Here is a 15,798-nt window from a genome sequence, read left to right as displayed (position 1 = left end):
GGGTTCTTATAGGTATGACTACAGTTAAGAAATGCTGATGCGATAAGTCAATAAAACGGGGAAAACCGGTCCTCGGTATGGGACTTTGCTCCCATACCGAGGCACCTGAAGACTTAACGCCAGCGCTCGGCTGCCCAGGCGGCCTGTTGCTCGGCGTCATGGAAGGTCCAGGCGACGAAGCGGCTGATCTTCTGCCCTTGCGCCATCTCGATGGTGCGCACCTCGGCCGCCCCCGCCACTTTCAGCGCATGGTAGATGGCCGGCAACGTGGTGTTTTTCGAGATAAGCGAGGTGAACCACAGGCAGTTGTTGGCCTTGCTGACGCTCTCTTCCACCATCTTGCGCACAAAGGCTTCTTCGCCGCCTTCGCACCACAGCTCGTTGTTCTTGCCGCCGAAGTTTTGCACCGGCTTGTCGGCCACTTCCCCTTTGCCCAATTTATGCAGCTTGCGGCGGGTGCTGGCGCGCGCTTCCTGCTCGGACGCGTGGAACGGCGGGTTGCACAGGGTCGCGTCGAATTTCTCGGCCGCGCCGATGATGCCGCTAAAAATCAGCTCAGGCTGTTTTTGCAGCCGCAGACGCACGCTGTTGCGCAGCGTCGGGTTCATCTCGACGATCATTTTGGCTGCGTTCAGCGACACCGGATCGATTTCGGAGCCGGTGAAACGCCAGCCGTATTCGCGCAGGCCGACGATCGGGTAAATGCAGTTGGCGCCGACGCCGACGTCGAGGATCGCCACGCCCTTGCCGCGCGGGACCTCGCCGCCGTTGCTGGTCGCCAGCAGATCCGCCAGGTGGTGCAGATAGTCGGCGCGGCCGGGGATCGGCGGGCACAGGTAATCAGCCGGAATATCCCAGTGTTCGATGCCGTAAAAGTGTTGCAGCAACGCACGGTTGAGCATTTTCACCGCCGCCGGATCGGCGAAGTCCACCGAGACATCGCCCCAGGCGTTCGGTTTTACGAACGGCGCCAGCGCCGGGCAGCTGGCGATCAGCGCCGGGAAGTCGTAGCGCGAACGATGACGGTTGCGCGGATGCAGGCCGCTTTTCTGCTGCGGGAAGGTTTTCTTTTTTTCCACCGTGACGGGCTCTCTTGAAGGTATTTCCGGCGCGTAAGATAACACATCCGGCCCGGAATGGCGCAGCGGCGGGAAACCCGGCACAATGAAAGCTTCATCGATTGCCACAGGGGTCCCCATGAGCCGTGAATCTCGTTATTATTATGAACCCGCCGCCGGCCACGGCCTGCCGCACGATCCGCTGAACGCCATTGTCGGCCCGCGCCCCATCGGCTGGATCTCTTCCCGCAGCGCCGCCGGCTTGCGTAATCTGGCGCCCTACAGCTTTTTCAACTGCTTCAACTACCGCCCGCCCATCATCGGTTTCGCCAGCACCGGCTGGAAAGACAGCGTGGCGAATATCGTGGAAACCGGCGAGTTCGTCTGGAATCTGGCGACGCGCCCGTTGGCGGAAGCGATGAACAACAGTTCCATCAACCTGCCGCGCGGTGAGGACGAATTCGCCTTCGCCGGCGTCACGCCGCTGCCCGGGCGCCGGGTCAAAGCCGAGCGCGTGGCCGAAAGCCCGGTGAACTTCGAATGCCGCCTGACCCAATGCATTCAGTTGCAAACCGCCGCCGGGGAACAGGTGGAGACCTGGCTGGTGTTGGGCGAAGTGGTGGCGGTGCATCTCGATCCGGCGCTGCTGGATGAACACGGCGTTTACCAGACCGCCGCCGCCGAACCGATCCTGCGCGCCGGCGGCCCGAGCGCCTACTACGGCATTTCCGAGCAGCACCGTTTCGATCTGACGCGCCCGACGCGCTGATCGTCTCCCCCGTTTATACAGAAGATGAACGGGGGAATTAACAATCAAAAAATCTGAATAAAACCGTCAACACTCTCCGATTTCATCACGTCTTATCCTGCGCAATAATCTTCCCATCGAAAGGCACTCCCTTTCTCCCTAATCCGCTTTGACAGGAATGACGAACATGAAAACCATCAAAACTTTTGCTGCTGCTATCGCTCTGGCTACCGTTTCTTTCACCACTTTCGCCGCTGAACACGTCAGCGCGCAGGATGCCGCCCAATTCGAAAAAGCCGGCGTGATCGTCGCCAGCGGCGCGACCGACCTGAGCAGCCTGAAATCCCAGTTGGCCGCCAAAGCCGATGCGGCGGGCGCCAAAGCTTTCACCATCACCTCCACCAGCGGCAATAACCTGATGCACGCCACCGCGGTTATCTACAAATAATCGCCGCCCCAGACGTCAAAAAGCCCGCCGGCTATCACCCCGGCGGGCTTTTTTTATGTTCAAGTACATTAGCGCTGAATGGGTAAGACAGCGAGTTTTTTGCCGTCCGCTTTGTCAGCAACCAATGTAAATTCAGTCCAATATTTGCGCGGTGCCTCATTTGACGCATTGCCGACCGTCGCAATCTCAACCGAATAGCTATGCCCAATCTTGAACCCGTCGAAAGCCTCCGTCAGGCATTCGCCAGGCATGACCGCTATCGGCTGCTGGCCCGGCGCAACCGACGTGGACCATTCCGCCTTCCCTCCGGCCCCCGGTTGATAAATTCCGATGCCCACCAGCTCGCGTTTTCCGTCAATATCGTCCGGCACACTAATGCATACGCGATTGTTTTTAACGCTGACGTTTGCCGGATAGAACCAGGGACGTTCCTGCACACAGCCGCTCAGCAATGCCAGCGCCAATAAAAAAGTCAGTTTTTTCATTTCATCGCCTTAGGATTACGCGGCTCTCGAAGGAACAACCGTAACACGGTTTCATAGCGAGTTTTAAATAGATACGACAGCTATTTTCCTATCGTCCGCTTCGTCAGCCCCCACGCGTAAACGAGCCGGAAAATTCTGTCGCCAACAGGCAGAAACCCTGTATTCAATGGGGTTTGCACACACATTTTTTTACCTGCCCATAGCTGGACTAACGGGAGAGGATGATTATCATGTTACGCAGACTACAGATGCAGAGAGCGTTGTATGCAACATATCATTGAAGGTTTCCTCAGTTTCCAGAAAGAGATTTTCCCGCAGCGCAAGGAACTGTTCCGCAGCCTTGCCTCCAGCCAAAATCCCAAAGCGCTGTTTATCTCATGCTCTGACAGCCGTTTAGTGCCCGAGCTGGTCACACAGCAAGAACCTGGGCAGCTTTTCGTTATCCGTAACGCCGGCAACATCGTCCCTTCCTTCGGCCCGGAGCCGGGCGGCGTCTCTGCCACCATCGAGTATGCAGTGGTGGCGTTGGGGGTTACCGATATCGTGATTTGTGGCCACTCGAACTGCGGCGCCATGAAAGCGATAGCCTCCTGCCAGTGCCTCGATCCCATGCCTGCCGTGGCCCACTGGCTGCACTATGCCGATGCGGCAAAAGCGGTGGTCGAGAAGAAAACGTGGAATAGCGAAACAGACAAAGTTAACGCTATGGTCGAAGAGAACGTTATTGCTCAGCTAAATAATATTAAAACCCACCCTTCTGTGGCGGTGGGTCTGCGCAACAGCGGGCTGCGCCTGCACGGCTGGGTGTACGACATCGAAAGCGGCGAAATTCGCACGCTGGATAGAAACACCAAGAGCTTCGTGTCTTTGGCCGATAATCCCGACGTCTATTTCGAATAAAATAGCGTCCGGTTTAGCCATTAAATAAAATCCACGCCGCGGCGTGGATTTTATTATCCGCCTTAAGCCAAGCGCGCCTCTATCGCCGCAGCGAAGTCGCGGCACATCCGTTCGTCACCCTCAGCGTTGTCCGCCAATACCGTCTCGCCATCCACCACCCGGATGTGCGCCTGCAAATCGAAATCTGCCGGCGGCTGCGGGCGCTTGGCCGCGGCGGCCATCGTCTGCTGCGCCTCGTGCCACGCCTGCGCCACCGTCTGGTTGCAGGCCTGCGCCAGATAGTCCGGATTAAACCCTTCGCCGGTCAGGCTGCGCAGCGTGTCGTCATGGCTGACGCTGTTGCCCGGCAACCAGTAGTGTTGCGCCAGATCCGGGCCGATGGCCGGGTTGTCCGTCAGGTAACCGTCGCGTTGCAGGAAGAAGTGACGGGTTTGCTCCACCGCCATCATCGCCAGCAGATAGCCCTGATAGGAACAGGCGGACTCCAGCGACAGCAGGTGCGGGATCGCCAACGTCGGGCGCGGGCTGCCGCTGATGCCGAGGATCTTTTGCTCGACCTCGCGCGCCAGCGCGGTGATGGCTTCCGGCGTGCGCTGCTCGTCATCCCACTGATACAACGCCCACTCGAAGTACGGCACCAGCAGGATATGGCGTTCGTTGAACGCGCGCATCGGCTGGCGCGCCGCGATGCCGGCCTCAATCAGCGCATCGGGCACCGCTTCGCCGGCGGCGTTTTTCGCATAGCGTTTCAGCCAGTCGGCATCGTCCAGCAGGCTGTCGCAGAACATCGACTGGGTTTCGGCATAGGCCATCGAGGTCGGCGGAAACTCCTGCGAGAAGCACGGCGCATTCTGGCGGATGTTGGCGAAGTGCGCCGCGTGGCCGCCCTCGTGGAACAGGGTGTTGAGCCCGGAAGCGCCGCTGCCCACCTGCCCCGGCTGCGCCAGGCTGGTGAAGTTGATGCGCGCCGGCACCCATTCCTCCTGGCGCACAAACGGCGGCACCGGGCCGTGCATGAAGCCGTTCTCAAACTTGCCTTTGCGCACCAGCAGATCGAGATTCATCTCGGCGCCGCCAAAACCGATGTGCAGGCGTTTGAAGCTGTCGACCCAGCGTTCCAGCGAACGAGAAAACGGGAAGTAAGGATCCAGTTGACGGGTAACGTCGCCGGCGCTGGCGAAGCGTACGTTCCACGGCTCCAGCGCCTGGTCGCCCTTGTCGGCCGCCAGCTGCCGCAGGCTGCGCACGTTGGCCGCGCGGGTTTCCCGCTCGAAGCGATCCAGAATGGCGAACAGCTGCTCAGGCGTCATGCGCTCGGTTTTGTTCACCTTGTAATCGAAGTAGTTGCGATAGCCCATCTGGCGCGCAAAGCGGTTGCGCAGGCCGATCAGCTCCGGCAGGCCGTTATGCAGCAGCCATTGCTCCAGATCGCGCAGCGCCTGCTGCGAGCTGCGGCGAGAGTCTTCGTTCGGGTTGGTCGCCTGGTTGGTCAACAGCTCGCCGAGCGAGGCCGCCACCCGCCGCCCGTCGGCGTTCAGATGCGTGACCTGATAGCCCTTGCGACGCGAGTAGAGATCGGACTCGGCGTGGATGATTTGATCCAACAGCGCCTGCGCCTGCGAGTCTTCAATGGCGTTGCAGTCGAAGAAACGCAGCCAACCCTGCAGGCCATGGATCAGCGCATCGCGCTGCGCCTCCTGCGGCAATGCTTCGAGCCCGGCAAGCAGACTGCGGATCTCGGCCAGCCGGCGCGGTTCGGCGACGAAGCGCTTATAGGCGCTTTCCGCGGCGGAAAAGCGCGCCGAGACGTCTTCATCGCCGGTGCCCATGTAGTTTTGCCAGAACAGCTCTTCTTTGGCGCGGTGAACGTCGAGGTAATCCTGGTTCAATTGATTGAAGTAATCGAGAGCCTGTTGCATAACCGTCCTTCTCAGCCGATGAGGAAATATCCCAGTATAGTCGCGCTTAGGCCTGACGCAGGCGCTGCAGCCCCTGCTCCAGCGTCTCGCTCTCGCCGGCGGCCACCAGGCAACAGGCGACCTGCCGCTGGATGGCCTGCGGGATCGCCACCTCGCCAGCCAGACAGCGTTCAGTCCAGCGCGCGGTGGTTTCCGCGTCTTTCGCCGCCGGCAATGCCGGCGTTTCGTCCGGCAAGGTGCGCTCCAGCAGCACCTGCTGTTCGCCGCCAACGATGTGGTGAATCTGCGGACAGCGCAGCGGGTTGGCGTAGGCCTCGCCTTCCGTGCCGTGCATCAGCAACCCGCGGGCGCCAATCTGGCGGAAAAACGACGCCACCCGGCCAACATACTCCGGATGAGAGACGCTGGCGAGGCGCAACGCATCCTGTTCGCCAAACGGCGTCGCCAGCTTGGCCAGCGTATGGGCGCTGTTGCGCACCCCCATGCGCCAACGCAATCCGAGCTGCCGTGCCAACGGCGCCGACAGCGTGGAAACCGGCATGAATACCGCCTCGCCGTTATCGAGACGCCGCTGGGCGTGAGCGGCCTGTTCCGACCACGGCAGCCCCAGAGCGCGGAAAATCTCGGCGCTGGTCACGCGGGTGCTGTCGTCCAGGACGCCGTGCACCACCACCGGCAGGCCCACTTTCGCCAGCAGCAGCGCCAGCAGCGGCGTCAGGTTGGCCTGCTTGCGCGCGCCGTTGTAGCTCGGCAGCACTACCGGCAGCGGGCGCCCTTGCGGCGCCTGCAGCGACAATACCTGCTGCTGCATCGCCTGGTAGAACCCCAGCATCTCCTCTTCGGCTTCGCCCTTGATGCGCAGCGCGATCAGAATGCCGCCAAGCTCAAGTTCGGGGACCTCCCCGGCCAGCATCGCCTGATACAGTTGAAAAGCGGTCTGTTGATCCAGGTCGCGCGCATGATTTTTGCCGCGGCCTATTTCTTTGATAATTTTGGTGTAATCCATCCGAAGGTTCCCCTGGCTGCCCTTCAGTTAGCATACCCTATCCGCGCCGCCGCTCAACCTCCTGCGCCAGTCGCCGCTGCGCGTCATCGCCCTCGCGCAGCCCGGCGATGACCCCGCCGGCGTCGTCGGCGCGGCGGTTTTGGCTCATCTTCCATTTGCCTTCACGCCGGGTGACGGCGATCTCGATGCCGACGATGCCTTTAAGCTGCGCGGCGATGTAGTTGGCCGGTGCATCATCGAGTCGCCAGGGTTCCGGGCGTCGCCCTTCCTGCTGCGCGGTAAGAGCGATCAGTTGGCGGCGCAGCCAGGCCGGATCGTCCGTCACCGTCGGCACGCCATACAGCTGCACCACGCTGTAATTCCAGGTCGGCACCACCTTGCCGGTCTGGCGTTTGCTCGGGTACCAGCCTGGCGACACATAACCTTCCAGACCTTGAAAAATCACCAGGCATTCCGCGGCGTGCCGCAACCGCCGCCAGTGCTCGTTGGCGCGCGACAGGTGCGCCCGCAGCCGCAGCTGCCCCTGCTCGACATCAGCCACAAACGGCAGCGGGTCGGCCGTCAATCCGTGCTGGCCGTGGCTGACCAACAGCCCCAGCGGGTGGGCGCGGATCAACGCCAGTTGGGCATCCAGATCGTCTTCGCGAAATGCGGCGGGTTGAAACATCAGTGGGGCTCCTTATCGCTCTCTCATGATGACGACAGTAAAGCACCCGCCGGCGGCCTACTTAAGATCCGCTTTCTGAGTATTTCGAGTGATCCGCTTTAACAACAACAGGGCCACGCCCATCGCCAACAGATTAAATACCATGGCGCCGGCAAAGGCCTGGGCATAGCGCTCCGCCGCGCCGCCGCTCGCCAACAGCGGCACAAAACCGACGCCGCTGACCACGATGCCCAACGCGCCTCCCACCTGCTGCACGGTGGCGACCAGACCCGCCGCCATCCCCGCTTGCCGCTCCTGCGCCAAACCCAGCACCAGATTCAACAGCGGCGTCATGCTCAGCGCCTGACCGAATCCCAGAATCACCAACCCCGGCAGCAGCCGCAGCGGATGCGCCAGCGCCTCACCCCACAGCGCCTGCGCCATCAATAGCGCCAACCCGGCGGCGTAAATCGCCACGCCCACGCTCAGCACGCCGTTGCCCCACCGCTGCGCCAACCGGGGCGCCAGCATCGAGGCCAACATAAAGGCCGCGCTGGCCGGGGCGAACAGGCTGCCCGCCTGAAAAGGCGTCAGCCCCGCCCCCGCCTGCAGCAGCAGTGCGAAACACAAGAAAAACGAGGAGGCGGTGGCATAAATCGCCAGCACCACCGCCATACCCGGCGCGAAACCCGCCTGGCGGAACAGCGCCGGATCGAGCACCGCATCGTCACCGTGCTGCGCCAGACGCCGCTCCCAACGCAGGAAGCCCCACAGCGTCAGCATCGCCAACGCCAACATCGGCGCTATCCACCACGGCCAGCCGCGCGCCGGCCCCTCCAGCAGCGGCAGCAGCAACAGCGACAGGCCGGTCGCCGCCAGCCACAGGCCAACGCCGTCCAGCCGCTGCGCCTGCGCCACCCGCGATTCGGGAATGCGCCGCACCGCCCACAGCGCCAGTGCACCGATCGGCAAATTGATCAAAAAGATCATGCGCCAGCCGCTGCCGAACAGGTTGGCCTCGATGATAAATCCGCCGAGGATCTGGCCGAAGATCGCCGCCAATCCCAACGTCATGCCCAGCCAGGCGAAGGCGCGTCGCCGCTGTTGCGGCGCGTACAGCACCCGCATCAAGGCGTAAATTTGCGGGAACAACAGCGCCGCCGTCGCCCCCTGCAGAATACGCGCGGCGATCAGCAGGCCGAGCGATCCCGCTAGCCCGCACAGCAGGGAGCTCAACGTGAATCCCAGCATGCCGAGGCTGAACAAGCGCCGACGCCCGAAGCGATCGCCCAGGCGCCCACCGGCGATCAACAGCACCCCAAACGCCAGCTCGTAACCGGCGACGATCAAACCGACCCCGGCGAAATCGGCGGCGAACTGCCGCTGGATCACCGGCGCCGCCACGTTGACCACGAACAGATCGAACACCGTGACAAAACCGCCCAACAGCAGCACCGGCAGGCCGGGCAGCCCTCGCCGCTCACCAGATAATGAATGTTCCATACCACCTCCAGAGATTATGATGGCCGCAGTATGGAACAAGGTTTAAACTGTTACTATATAGCCATTTATACTACTACTGACAGCAACAGGACGGCCGACATGCCCCCACGCACCCTCGAACGCACCCGCCACGAACTGGGGGGTTTTCTGCGGCAAAAGCGAGAACAACTGTCGCCAGAGGCGGTCGGCTTGCCGAGCGGCAGCCGCCGCCGCACGCCGGGCTTGCGGCGCGAGGAGGTGGCGGCGCTGGCCGGCGTCGGCCTCACCTGGTACACCTGGCTGGAGCAAGGCAGGGAAATCAATGCGTCGGTGACGTTTTTGGAAAATCTGGCGCGGGTGCTGCAGCTCGACGCCGCCGGCCGCTACCACCTGTTCTTATTGGCGCATCAGCGCCCGCCGGTGCCGGTTGGGCATCAGTGGTGCCAGGTCTCGCCGTTGGTGCGGCGTCTGCTGGACGATTTGGCGCTGCGTCCGGCCTACGTCATGAACCTGAGTTGGGACATCATCGCCTGGAATCCGGCGGCACAGCGGCTGTTCGCCATCGGCGAGCGCCCGGCGCAAGAGCGCAACATGTTGTGGATGCTGTTTGCCGATCCGCAGCTCAATGAGCGCCTGCTGGAGTGGCAAGCGCAGGCGCCGCAAATCCTGGCCAGCTTCCGCCGCGACTACGCCCGCGCGCCGGAGGATGAGGTGATGCGCCAACGGGTGCAGGCGCTGGAGCGGGTGTCGCCGCCGTTCCGCCGGCTCTGGCGGCAGCATGACATTCACGGACGCTGTCAGGGACGGCGCAGCTTCGTCGTCCCGGAGATCGGCCCGGTCACCTTTGACCATGCCTCTTTCATCGTCGACGAAGAGAACCATCTGCGGCTGGTGATGTACAGCGCGCTGCCGGACGAACCGGCCAGCGCGGCGTTTGAAGCGCTGCTGCGCGAGGATTAACGACGGCTGTCGAAAATGAGTTTGCAGGCCAGCCCGGCGAACACGCCGCTCAGCAGGTAGTTCGGCCAGCGGGCGCTGAAACGGCGGCCGACGAAACGGCTTTTCATGCCGCTGACCGCCAGGATCACCCCGCCGTTAATCAGCAAGCCGACCAGATTCAGCACCGTCGCCAGCGCCAGCATCTGCACCACCACCGAGCCGGCGCGCGGATCGATAAACTGCGGGAACAGCGCCAACACGAACAGCGCCATCTTCGGGTTGAGGATGTTGGTCAGCAGCCCCTGTCGGAAAATGCGCGCCGTCGGCACCGCCTGCAACCCGGCAGAAGCCTGCAGACTGCTGCCGGATCGCAACGTTTTCCACGCCAGATAGAGCAGATAAGCTGCGCCCAACATTCTCACCGCGTCGTAAGCCAGCGGCACCGCGACGAACAGTTGCGACAACCCCAGCGCCGCCGCCAGCGCATGGCAGTAAGTGCCGAGTTGAATGCCCGCCAGCGAAGCGAAACCGGCCCGCCGCCCCTGGCTGACGCTGCGCGAAGCGATCAGCAGCATATCCGGGCCGGGGGTCAGCGCCAGCGCCACGCAGGCACCGGAAAACAACAACAGCGTTGCAGCATCAATCATGAATCACCTGATAAGAAGACGGACGGGGATGGCGCGTCCATCATAGCGACGCCGACGTGGCTTGTCAGCGCCGCTCGCGTCAGATCACCCACAAATCGAGATACTCGTTGACCGGCATCTGCGCCAGCCGCTGCCGGTCCAGCGACACCTCAAGAATGCGCTGCTGCTGCAGGGCCGGGAACTGGCGCGCCAGGTTGGTTTTGAACTTCTCGATCAGCAGCGGGATGCCCTCTTCGCGCCGCCGCGCATGGCCGATAGGATACTCCACGGCCACCTCATCCAGACGGCTGCCGTCGGCGAACTCCACCGTCAGCGCATTGGCGATCGAGCGTTTTTCCGGATCGTGATAATCGCGCGTGAAGGCGGGATCTTCATGGCAATGTATCTTGCTACGCAATGCGTCGATGCGCGGATCTTCGGCCACCCGGTCCTCGTAATCCGCCGCCGTCAGCCGGCCGAACAGCAGCGGGATCGCCACCATATACTGAATGCAGTGATCGCGATCCGCCGGGTTATCCAGCGGCCCCTGCTTGTCGATAATGCGCAGGCAGGCCTCGTGAGTGCGGATGCTCACTGCGGCGATGTCGGCGGCGGTTTTGCCGGCGGCCTGCATCTGACGATGCAGCGTCATGGCCGCCTCCACGGCGGTCTGGGCATGGAACTCCGCCGGGAACGAAATTTTAAACAGCACGTTCTCCATCACATACGCGCCGTACGGCCGCTGGAAGCGGAAAGGTTTGCCGTTGAACGAGACGTCGTAGAATCCCCAGGTCGGTGCCGTGAGCGCCGAGGGATAGCCCATCTCACCGGTGGCGGCCATCAGCGCCAGCCGCACCGCGCGGGCGGTCGCATCCCCCGCCGCCCAGGATTTGCGGGTGCCGGCGTTCGGCGCGTGGCGGTAGGTGCGCAGCGACTGCCCGTCCACCCACGCCAGCGACACCGCGTTCAGGATCGCCTCGCGGCTCAGGCCGAGCAGCTGCGCCACCACCGCGGTGGACGCCACCTTCACCAGCAGCACGTGATCCAACCCTACCCGATTGAAGGCGTTTTCCAGCGCCAGGCAGCCCTGGATCTCATGCGCCTTGATCATGGCGATCAGCACCTGCCGCATGGTCAGCGGCGCTTTGCCCGCCGCCACCGCCTGGCGAGAGAGCCAATCGGCCACCGCCAGGATCCCACCCAGGTTGTCCGACGGGTGGCCCCACTCCGCCGCCAGCCAGGTGTCGTTAAAGTCGAGCCAGCGGATCATGGCGCCGATATTGAACGCCGCCTGCACCGGATCCAGCTGGAAACGGGTGCCGGGCACCCGGCTGCCGTTCAGCACCTCGGCGCCCGGCACCACCGGTCCCATCAGTTTCTTGCAGGCCGGGTAGCTCAGCGCCTCCAGCCCGCAGCCGAGGGTATCGAGCAGGCAATAATGGGCGGTGCGGTACGCCGCCGGGGTATCGACGGCCTCTTTCATCACATAATCGACGATATCGACCATTTCGCGATCGAACGGCGGACGGCGGGTATTGGCAGACTCAAGCATCATGATTCCCAAAGGCTCCAGAGTGAAAACGACACGATAACGATCGGCGCTCAGCGCTGATCCAACGGTACGAAGGCTCGCGCTTCCGGCCCGGTATAGTTGGCGGACGGGCGAATGATTTTGTTGTCCTGCCGTTGCTCGATGATGTGCGCCGACCAGCCGCTGACGCGCGCCATGACGAACAGCGGCGTGAACATTTCGGTGGGCACCCCCAGCTGGTGGTAAGACACCGCCGAGAACCAGTCGAGGTTGGGGAACATGTTTTTGGTGTCGCGCATCACGCTTTCCAGCCGGTCGGCGATGTCATACAGCTTCATCGCGCCCGCGTCCTGCGACAGGCGCAGCGCGATCTCTTTGATCACCTGATGGCGCGGATCGGAGACGGTATACACCGGGTGCCCGAAGCCGATCACCACCTCTTTGTTGTCGATGCGGCGGCGAATGTCGGCTTCCGCTTCGTCCGGCGTTTCATAGCGTTGCTGGATCTCCAGCGACACCTCGTTGGCGCCGCCGTGCTTCGGCCCGCGCAGCGCGCCAATGGCGCCGACGATCGCCGAATAGACATCGGATCCGGTGCCGGCGATCACCCGGCCGGCGAAGGTCGAGGCGTTGAACTCATGCTCGGCGTACAGGATCAATGACGCGTGCATCGCCTGCTCCCAGCTGGCGGAAGGCGCTGCGCCGTGCAGCAGGTGCAGGAAGTGGCCGCCGATGGAATCGTCGTCGGTCTCCGGCTGAATGCGCTCGCCGTTGTGGCTGTAGTGATACCAGTAGAGCAGCATCGATCCCAACGACGCCAGCAGCCGGTCGGCGATGTCGCGCGCGCCGGCCGCGCCGTGCTGCTCTTTTTCCGGCAGCGTGCAGCCGAGGGCCGAAACGCCGGTGCGCATCACGTCCATCGGGTGAGATGCCGCCGGCAGCGCCTCCAGCACCGTGCGTACGCTGGCGGGCAGGCCGCGCAGCGCTTTGAGCCGCTGCTTGTAGGCATGAAGTTCGTCGCGGTTGGGCAACTTGCCGTGGATCAGCAGATGGGCGACCTCTTCAAACTCGCAGTGGCGCGCGAGGTCGAGAATGTCGTAACCGCGGTAGTGCAGATCGTTGCCGCTGCGCCCTACGGAACACAGCGCGGTATTCCCGGCGGGCACGCCGGATAACGCCACGGATTTTTTCGGCTTAACGCCAGTCGGGCTTTGCGGGGGGATCGCTTGGCTCATACTGTCCTCATTTGGCTTCTGCGTGAATGGCGCCTATTCGTCGCGTTGGCGAGCGAACAGAGCGTCGAGTTTCTCTTCGAACAAATAGTAGTTGATGCTTTCATACAGCTCGTTGCGGGTCTGCATGGTGTCGATGACGTTTTTCTGCGTGCCCTCTTCGCGCAGGGCGCGGTACACCCGCTCCGCCGCCCGATTCATCGCCCGGAAGGCCGACAGCGGATACAGCGCCATATCCACCCGGGCGCTGCGCAGCTCCTCGGTAGTGAACAGCGGCGTCGCGCCGAATTCGGTGATGTTGGCGAGGATCGGCACCTGCGTCGCTTCGGCGAAGCGGCGGTACATGCCCAGCTCGGTAATCGCTTCCGGGAACAGCATGTCGGCCCCGGCCGCCACGTAAGCCTGAGCGCGCTCGATGGCCGCCTCCAGCCCCTCCACCGCCAGCGCATCGGTGCGCGCCATGATCACGAAGTCCGGATCGCTGCGCGCATCTACCGCCGCCTTGATGCGATCCACCATCTCTTCGGTGGAGACGATGGCCTTATTGGGCCGATGGCCGCAGCGCTTGGCGCCGACCTGATCTTCGATATGCAGCGCCGCCGCCCCGGCCTTGCTCACCGAGCGCACCGTGCGGGCGACGTTGAACGCCGATGCGCCGAAACCGCTGTCGACATCCACCAGCAGCGGCAGCGGGCAGACATCGGTGATGCGGCGAATATCGGTCAACACATCGTCCAGCGTCGAAATACCCAGGTCCGGCAGCCCCAGCGAACCGGCCGCCACGCCGCCGCCGGAAAGATAGATGGCCTGGAACCCCGCCCGCTGGGCCAGCAGGGCATGGTTGGCGTTGATCGCGCCGGCGATTTGCAGGGGTTTTTCTTTACTCAGGGCCTGACGAAAGGCGAGCCCGGGTGAGCGCAGCGTCATGTCGTTCTCTCCGATTAGCTAGATGAAACAGACAGAGCAAGGGGCGGGCCAGGTTGCACTTTGGCGAGGAAAAAATTAAAAGCGATAAAAATAAGTGAGTTATAAAATTCGCGTCGCCATTGGGCAGACCAAGCGATAAAAAACGTTTCAGTTAACGTTTCAATCGCGGTTTCAATCGGCATATTTGAAACATGACTGAAACAAGGCTACACCTAATGCAGCCACTTCCATTCGGTAACCCACCATGAGCGATCACATCACGCCGTCCCGCACGCCGGACAAACCGGTGATCTGGACCGTCTCCATCACCCGCCTGTTCGATCTGTTCCGGGATATCAGTCTCGAGTTCGACCATCTGGCGACCATCACCCCGATCCGTCTCGGCTTCGAGGAGGCGGTGCAGCATATCCGCGCTCGCCTGGCTACCGAGCCTTGCGACGCCATCATCGCCGCCGGCTCCAACGGCGCTTACCTGAAAAGCCGCTTGTCGGTGCCGGTCATTTTGGTCAAGCCCGGCGGCTTCGACCTGCTGCAGGCGCTGAGCCAGGCGCGCAGAACCGCCGATCGGATCGGCGTCATCACCTATAAAACGCCCCTGCCCGCGCTGATGGAGTTCCAGCAAACCTTCGATCTGCCGCTGGAGCAGCGCAGTTACGTCACCGAAGAGGACGCGCGCGGCCAGATCGCCGAGCTGAAAGCTGCCGGCATTCAGGCCGTGGTCGGCGCCGGCCTCATCAGCGATCTGGCGGAAGAGGCCGGGCTCACCGCCATTTTTCTCTATTCCGCCGCCACCCTGCGCGCCGCCTTCAGCGATGCGCTGGACGTAACGCGCCTGATGCTGGGCGGCGCCAAGCGCGGCGGCGATTACGCCGCTCGCGATACCCTGCAGCCGCGCTATGGGCTGAGCGATTTACAGGGCGATTCCCCGCAGATGGAACAGACCCGGCGCACCATCATGCTGTACGCCCGCTCGCCGGCGGCGGTGTTGATCGAAGGCGAAACCGGCACCGGCAAAGAGCTGGCGGCGCAGGCGATCCACCGCGAATACTTTTCCCGGCGCGGCGCGCCGTCCAGGGGCGCGACACCGCCGTTCGTCGCCATCAACTGCGGCGCCATCGCCGAATCGCTGCTGGAGGCGGAGCTGTTCGGCTATGAGGAAGGCGCCTTCACCGGTTCACGGCGCGGCGGCCGACGCGGGCTGCTGGAAACCGCCAACGGCGGCACCCTGTTTCTGGATGAGATCGGCGAAATGCCGCTGCACCTGCAAACCCGGCTGCTGCGGGCGCTGGAAGAAAAAACCATCACTCGGGTCGGCGGGCAACAGCCGGTAAAGGTCGACTTTCGCGTCATCAGCGCCACCCACACCCGCCTGGAGCAGGCGATTCAACAGGGCGATTTTCGCGCCGATCTGTTTTACCGCCTGAGCGCCCTGCGGCTGCAGCTGCCGCCACTGCGGGCGCGCGGCGACGATATCGCGATGCTGGCGGAACACTTTCTGAAACAGTCGCTGGCGGCGCTCGACGCGCCGCTGACGGAGCCGCTGCGCGCCGCCCTGGCCGGGTGTTACGCCGCGCTGGGTCATTACGCCTGGCCCGGCAACCTGCGCGAGCTGCGCAACATGATGGAGCGGGTGGCGCTGATGCTGAGCACCGGCGTCGCGCCGAGCGGCGAGACCCTGCAGTGGCTGCTGCCGGAGCTGGCGGTGGCGCCGCCGCCCGAGACGCCGGCGCGCCCGTCTCCGCCCACGAAGCCCTGGCGCGGTGCGGAGGCGACCACGCCGCCGCCGCCCGGTTGCTCGGGATCAGCCGCACCACTTTATGGCGCCGGCTGAAAAAACCGCACTGAGCATCA

14 protein-coding genes and 1 pseudogene are annotated in these 15,798 nt (G+C 63.1%); 5 read left to right on the top strand and 10 right to left on the bottom strand.

The features are described 5' to 3' along the window. Positions 1 to 113: 113 nt before the first annotated feature. Positions 114 to 1,079: a 23S rRNA (adenine(1618)-N(6))-methyltransferase RlmF gene (gene rlmF / locus ITX55_RS13160; protein WP_170853332.1), complete on the bottom strand. Its 966-nt coding sequence runs from the start codon at positions 1,077 to 1,079 to the stop codon at positions 114 to 116. A gap of 118 nt (positions 1,080 to 1,197) precedes the next feature. Between rlmF and ITX55_RS13155 the strand changes: the two genes are divergently transcribed. Then, positions 1,198 to 1,827 (top strand): flavin reductase family protein, encoded by a 630-nt coding sequence (locus ITX55_RS13155; RefSeq protein WP_033642382.1) that lies wholly within the window; start codon positions 1,198 to 1,200, stop codon positions 1,825 to 1,827. 166 nt (positions 1,828 to 1,993) lie between these two features. After that, the gene (locus ITX55_RS13150) at positions 1,994 to 2,254 is read left to right on the top strand and encodes a YdgH/BhsA/McbA-like domain containing protein (protein WP_015377148.1); all 261 of its coding nucleotides are present in this window, start codon (positions 1,994 to 1,996) and stop codon (positions 2,252 to 2,254) included. Positions 2,255 to 2,322: 68 nt separating this feature from the next. Here the strand turns inward: ITX55_RS13150 and ITX55_RS13145 are convergent, their stop codons facing one another. Continuing rightward, complete coding sequence (locus tag ITX55_RS13145; protein ID WP_047572179.1) at positions 2,323 to 2,739, bottom strand: putative T6SS immunity periplasmic lipoprotein; 417 nt, start codon at positions 2,737 to 2,739, stop codon at positions 2,323 to 2,325. Between the two features lie 264 nt (positions 2,740 to 3,003). Here ITX55_RS13145 and ITX55_RS13140 point away from each other — a divergent pair, with 264 nt between their 5' ends. Further along, positions 3,004 to 3,639: a carbonic anhydrase gene (locus tag ITX55_RS13140; protein ID WP_004939270.1), complete on the top strand. Its 636-nt coding sequence runs from the start codon at positions 3,004 to 3,006 to the stop codon at positions 3,637 to 3,639. Positions 3,640 to 3,701: 62 nt separating this feature from the next. Here the strand turns inward: ITX55_RS13140 and ITX55_RS13135 are convergent, their stop codons facing one another. Genes ITX55_RS13135 through ITX55_RS13120 form a run of 4 tightly spaced genes read right to left on the bottom strand, consistent with a single transcriptional unit; the run spans position 3,702 to position 8,713 of the window. Continuing rightward, on the bottom strand, positions 3,702 to 5,558 hold the full coding sequence (locus ITX55_RS13135) for a M3 family metallopeptidase (protein ID WP_223085125.1): 1,857 nt from the start codon (positions 5,556 to 5,558) through the stop codon (positions 3,702 to 3,704). A 46-nt stretch (positions 5,559 to 5,604) separates the two neighbouring features. Further along, a complete protein-coding gene (gene ybiB, locus ITX55_RS13130) occupies positions 5,605 to 6,564 on the bottom strand; it encodes a DNA-binding protein YbiB (RefSeq protein WP_033642380.1) in 960 nt (319 codons plus the stop codon). A gap of 37 nt (positions 6,565 to 6,601) precedes the next feature. After that, the gene (locus ITX55_RS13125) at positions 6,602 to 7,231 is read right to left on the bottom strand and encodes an FMN-binding negative transcriptional regulator (RefSeq protein WP_223085124.1); all 630 of its coding nucleotides are present in this window, start codon (positions 7,229 to 7,231) and stop codon (positions 6,602 to 6,604) included. A gap of 57 nt (positions 7,232 to 7,288) precedes the next feature. Continuing rightward, on the bottom strand, positions 7,289 to 8,713 hold the full coding sequence (locus tag ITX55_RS13120) for an MFS transporter (protein WP_223085123.1): 1,425 nt from the start codon (positions 8,711 to 8,713) through the stop codon (positions 7,289 to 7,291). A gap of 99 nt (positions 8,714 to 8,812) precedes the next feature. Between ITX55_RS13120 and ITX55_RS13115 the strand changes: the two genes are divergently transcribed. Beyond that, on the top strand, positions 8,813 to 9,652 hold the full coding sequence (locus ITX55_RS13115; RefSeq protein ID WP_223085122.1) for a helix-turn-helix transcriptional regulator: 840 nt from the start codon (positions 8,813 to 8,815) through the stop codon (positions 9,650 to 9,652). Here the strand turns inward: ITX55_RS13115 and ITX55_RS13110 are convergent. The 4 genes from ITX55_RS13110 to prpB form a co-directional block, all read right to left on the bottom strand. After that, the gene (locus tag ITX55_RS13110; RefSeq protein WP_060444218.1) at positions 9,649 to 10,278 is read right to left on the bottom strand and encodes a LysE family translocator; all 630 of its coding nucleotides are present in this window, start codon (positions 10,276 to 10,278) and stop codon (positions 9,649 to 9,651) included. The genes ITX55_RS13115 and ITX55_RS13110 overlap by 4 nt on opposite strands. A gap of 79 nt (positions 10,279 to 10,357) precedes the next feature. Beyond that, positions 10,358 to 11,809, bottom strand: a complete 1,452-nt coding sequence (locus ITX55_RS13105) for a bifunctional 2-methylcitrate dehydratase/aconitate hydratase (protein ID WP_033644225.1) — start codon at positions 11,807 to 11,809, stop codon at positions 10,358 to 10,360. A gap of 50 nt (positions 11,810 to 11,859) precedes the next feature. Continuing rightward, entirely contained in the window at positions 11,860 to 13,023 is a 1,164-nt protein-coding gene (gene prpC, locus ITX55_RS13100; protein WP_101453369.1) for a 2-methylcitrate synthase, read from the bottom strand. A 33-nt stretch (positions 13,024 to 13,056) separates the two neighbouring features. Then, a complete protein-coding gene (prpB, locus tag ITX55_RS13095) occupies positions 13,057 to 13,947 on the bottom strand; it encodes a methylisocitrate lyase (RefSeq protein WP_043137053.1) in 891 nt (296 codons plus the stop codon). Positions 13,948 to 14,191: 244 nt separating this feature from the next. Between prpB and prpR the strand changes: the two are divergent. Continuing rightward, positions 14,192 to 15,792, top strand: a pseudogene (gene prpR / locus ITX55_RS13090) (propionate catabolism operon regulatory protein PrpR). The last annotated feature ends 6 nt before the right edge of the window (positions 15,793 to 15,798 follow it).

The organism is Serratia sp. EWG9 (genome assembly GCF_019913725.1).
Classification (GTDB): domain Bacteria; phylum Pseudomonadota; class Gammaproteobacteria; order Enterobacterales; family Enterobacteriaceae; genus Serratia; species Serratia ureilytica.
The sequence above is the reverse complement of the archived record's forward strand: the minus strand, read 5'-3'. Positions and strand labels throughout refer to the sequence as shown.

What these genes read in the sequence shown, in the direction of transcription:
- ITX55_RS13155 (WP_033642382.1), top strand. Translation starts at nt 1,198, where the DNA reads ATGAGCCGTGAATCTCGTTATTATTATGAACCCGCCGCCGGCCACGGC.
- ITX55_RS13150 (WP_015377148.1), top strand. Translation starts at nt 1,994, where the DNA reads ATGAAAACCATCAAAACTTTTGCTGCTGCTATCGCTCTGGCTACCGTT.
- ITX55_RS13145 (WP_047572179.1), bottom strand. Translation starts at nt 2,739, where the DNA reads ATGAAAAAACTGACTTTTTTATTGGCGCTGGCATTGCTGAGCGGCTGT.
- ITX55_RS13140 (WP_004939270.1), top strand. Translation starts at nt 3,004, where the DNA reads ATGCAACATATCATTGAAGGTTTCCTCAGTTTCCAGAAAGAGATTTTC.
- ITX55_RS13135 (WP_223085125.1), bottom strand. Translation starts at nt 5,558, where the DNA reads ATGCAACAGGCTCTCGATTACTTCAATCAATTGAACCAGGATTACCTC.
- ybiB (WP_033642380.1), bottom strand. Translation starts at nt 6,564, where the DNA reads ATGGATTACACCAAAATTATCAAAGAAATAGGCCGCGGCAAAAATCAT.
- ITX55_RS13125 (WP_223085124.1), bottom strand. Translation starts at nt 7,231, where the DNA reads ATGTTTCAACCCGCCGCATTTCGCGAAGACGATCTGGATGCCCAACTG.
- ITX55_RS13120 (WP_223085123.1), bottom strand. Translation starts at nt 8,713, where the DNA reads ATGGAACATTCATTATCTGGTGAGCGGCGAGGGCTGCCCGGCCTGCCG.
- ITX55_RS13115 (WP_223085122.1), top strand. Translation starts at nt 8,813, where the DNA reads ATGCCCCCACGCACCCTCGAACGCACCCGCCACGAACTGGGGGGTTTT.
- ITX55_RS13110 (WP_060444218.1), bottom strand. Translation starts at nt 10,278, where the DNA reads ATGATTGATGCTGCAACGCTGTTGTTGTTTTCCGGTGCCTGCGTGGCG.
- ITX55_RS13105 (WP_033644225.1), bottom strand. Translation starts at nt 11,809, where the DNA reads ATGCTTGAGTCTGCCAATACCCGCCGTCCGCCGTTCGATCGCGAAATG.
- prpC (WP_101453369.1), bottom strand. Translation starts at nt 13,023, where the DNA reads ATGAGCCAAGCGATCCCCCCGCAAAGCCCGACTGGCGTTAAGCCGAAA.
- prpB (WP_043137053.1), bottom strand. Translation starts at nt 13,947, where the DNA reads ATGACGCTGCGCTCACCCGGGCTCGCCTTTCGTCAGGCCCTGAGTAAA.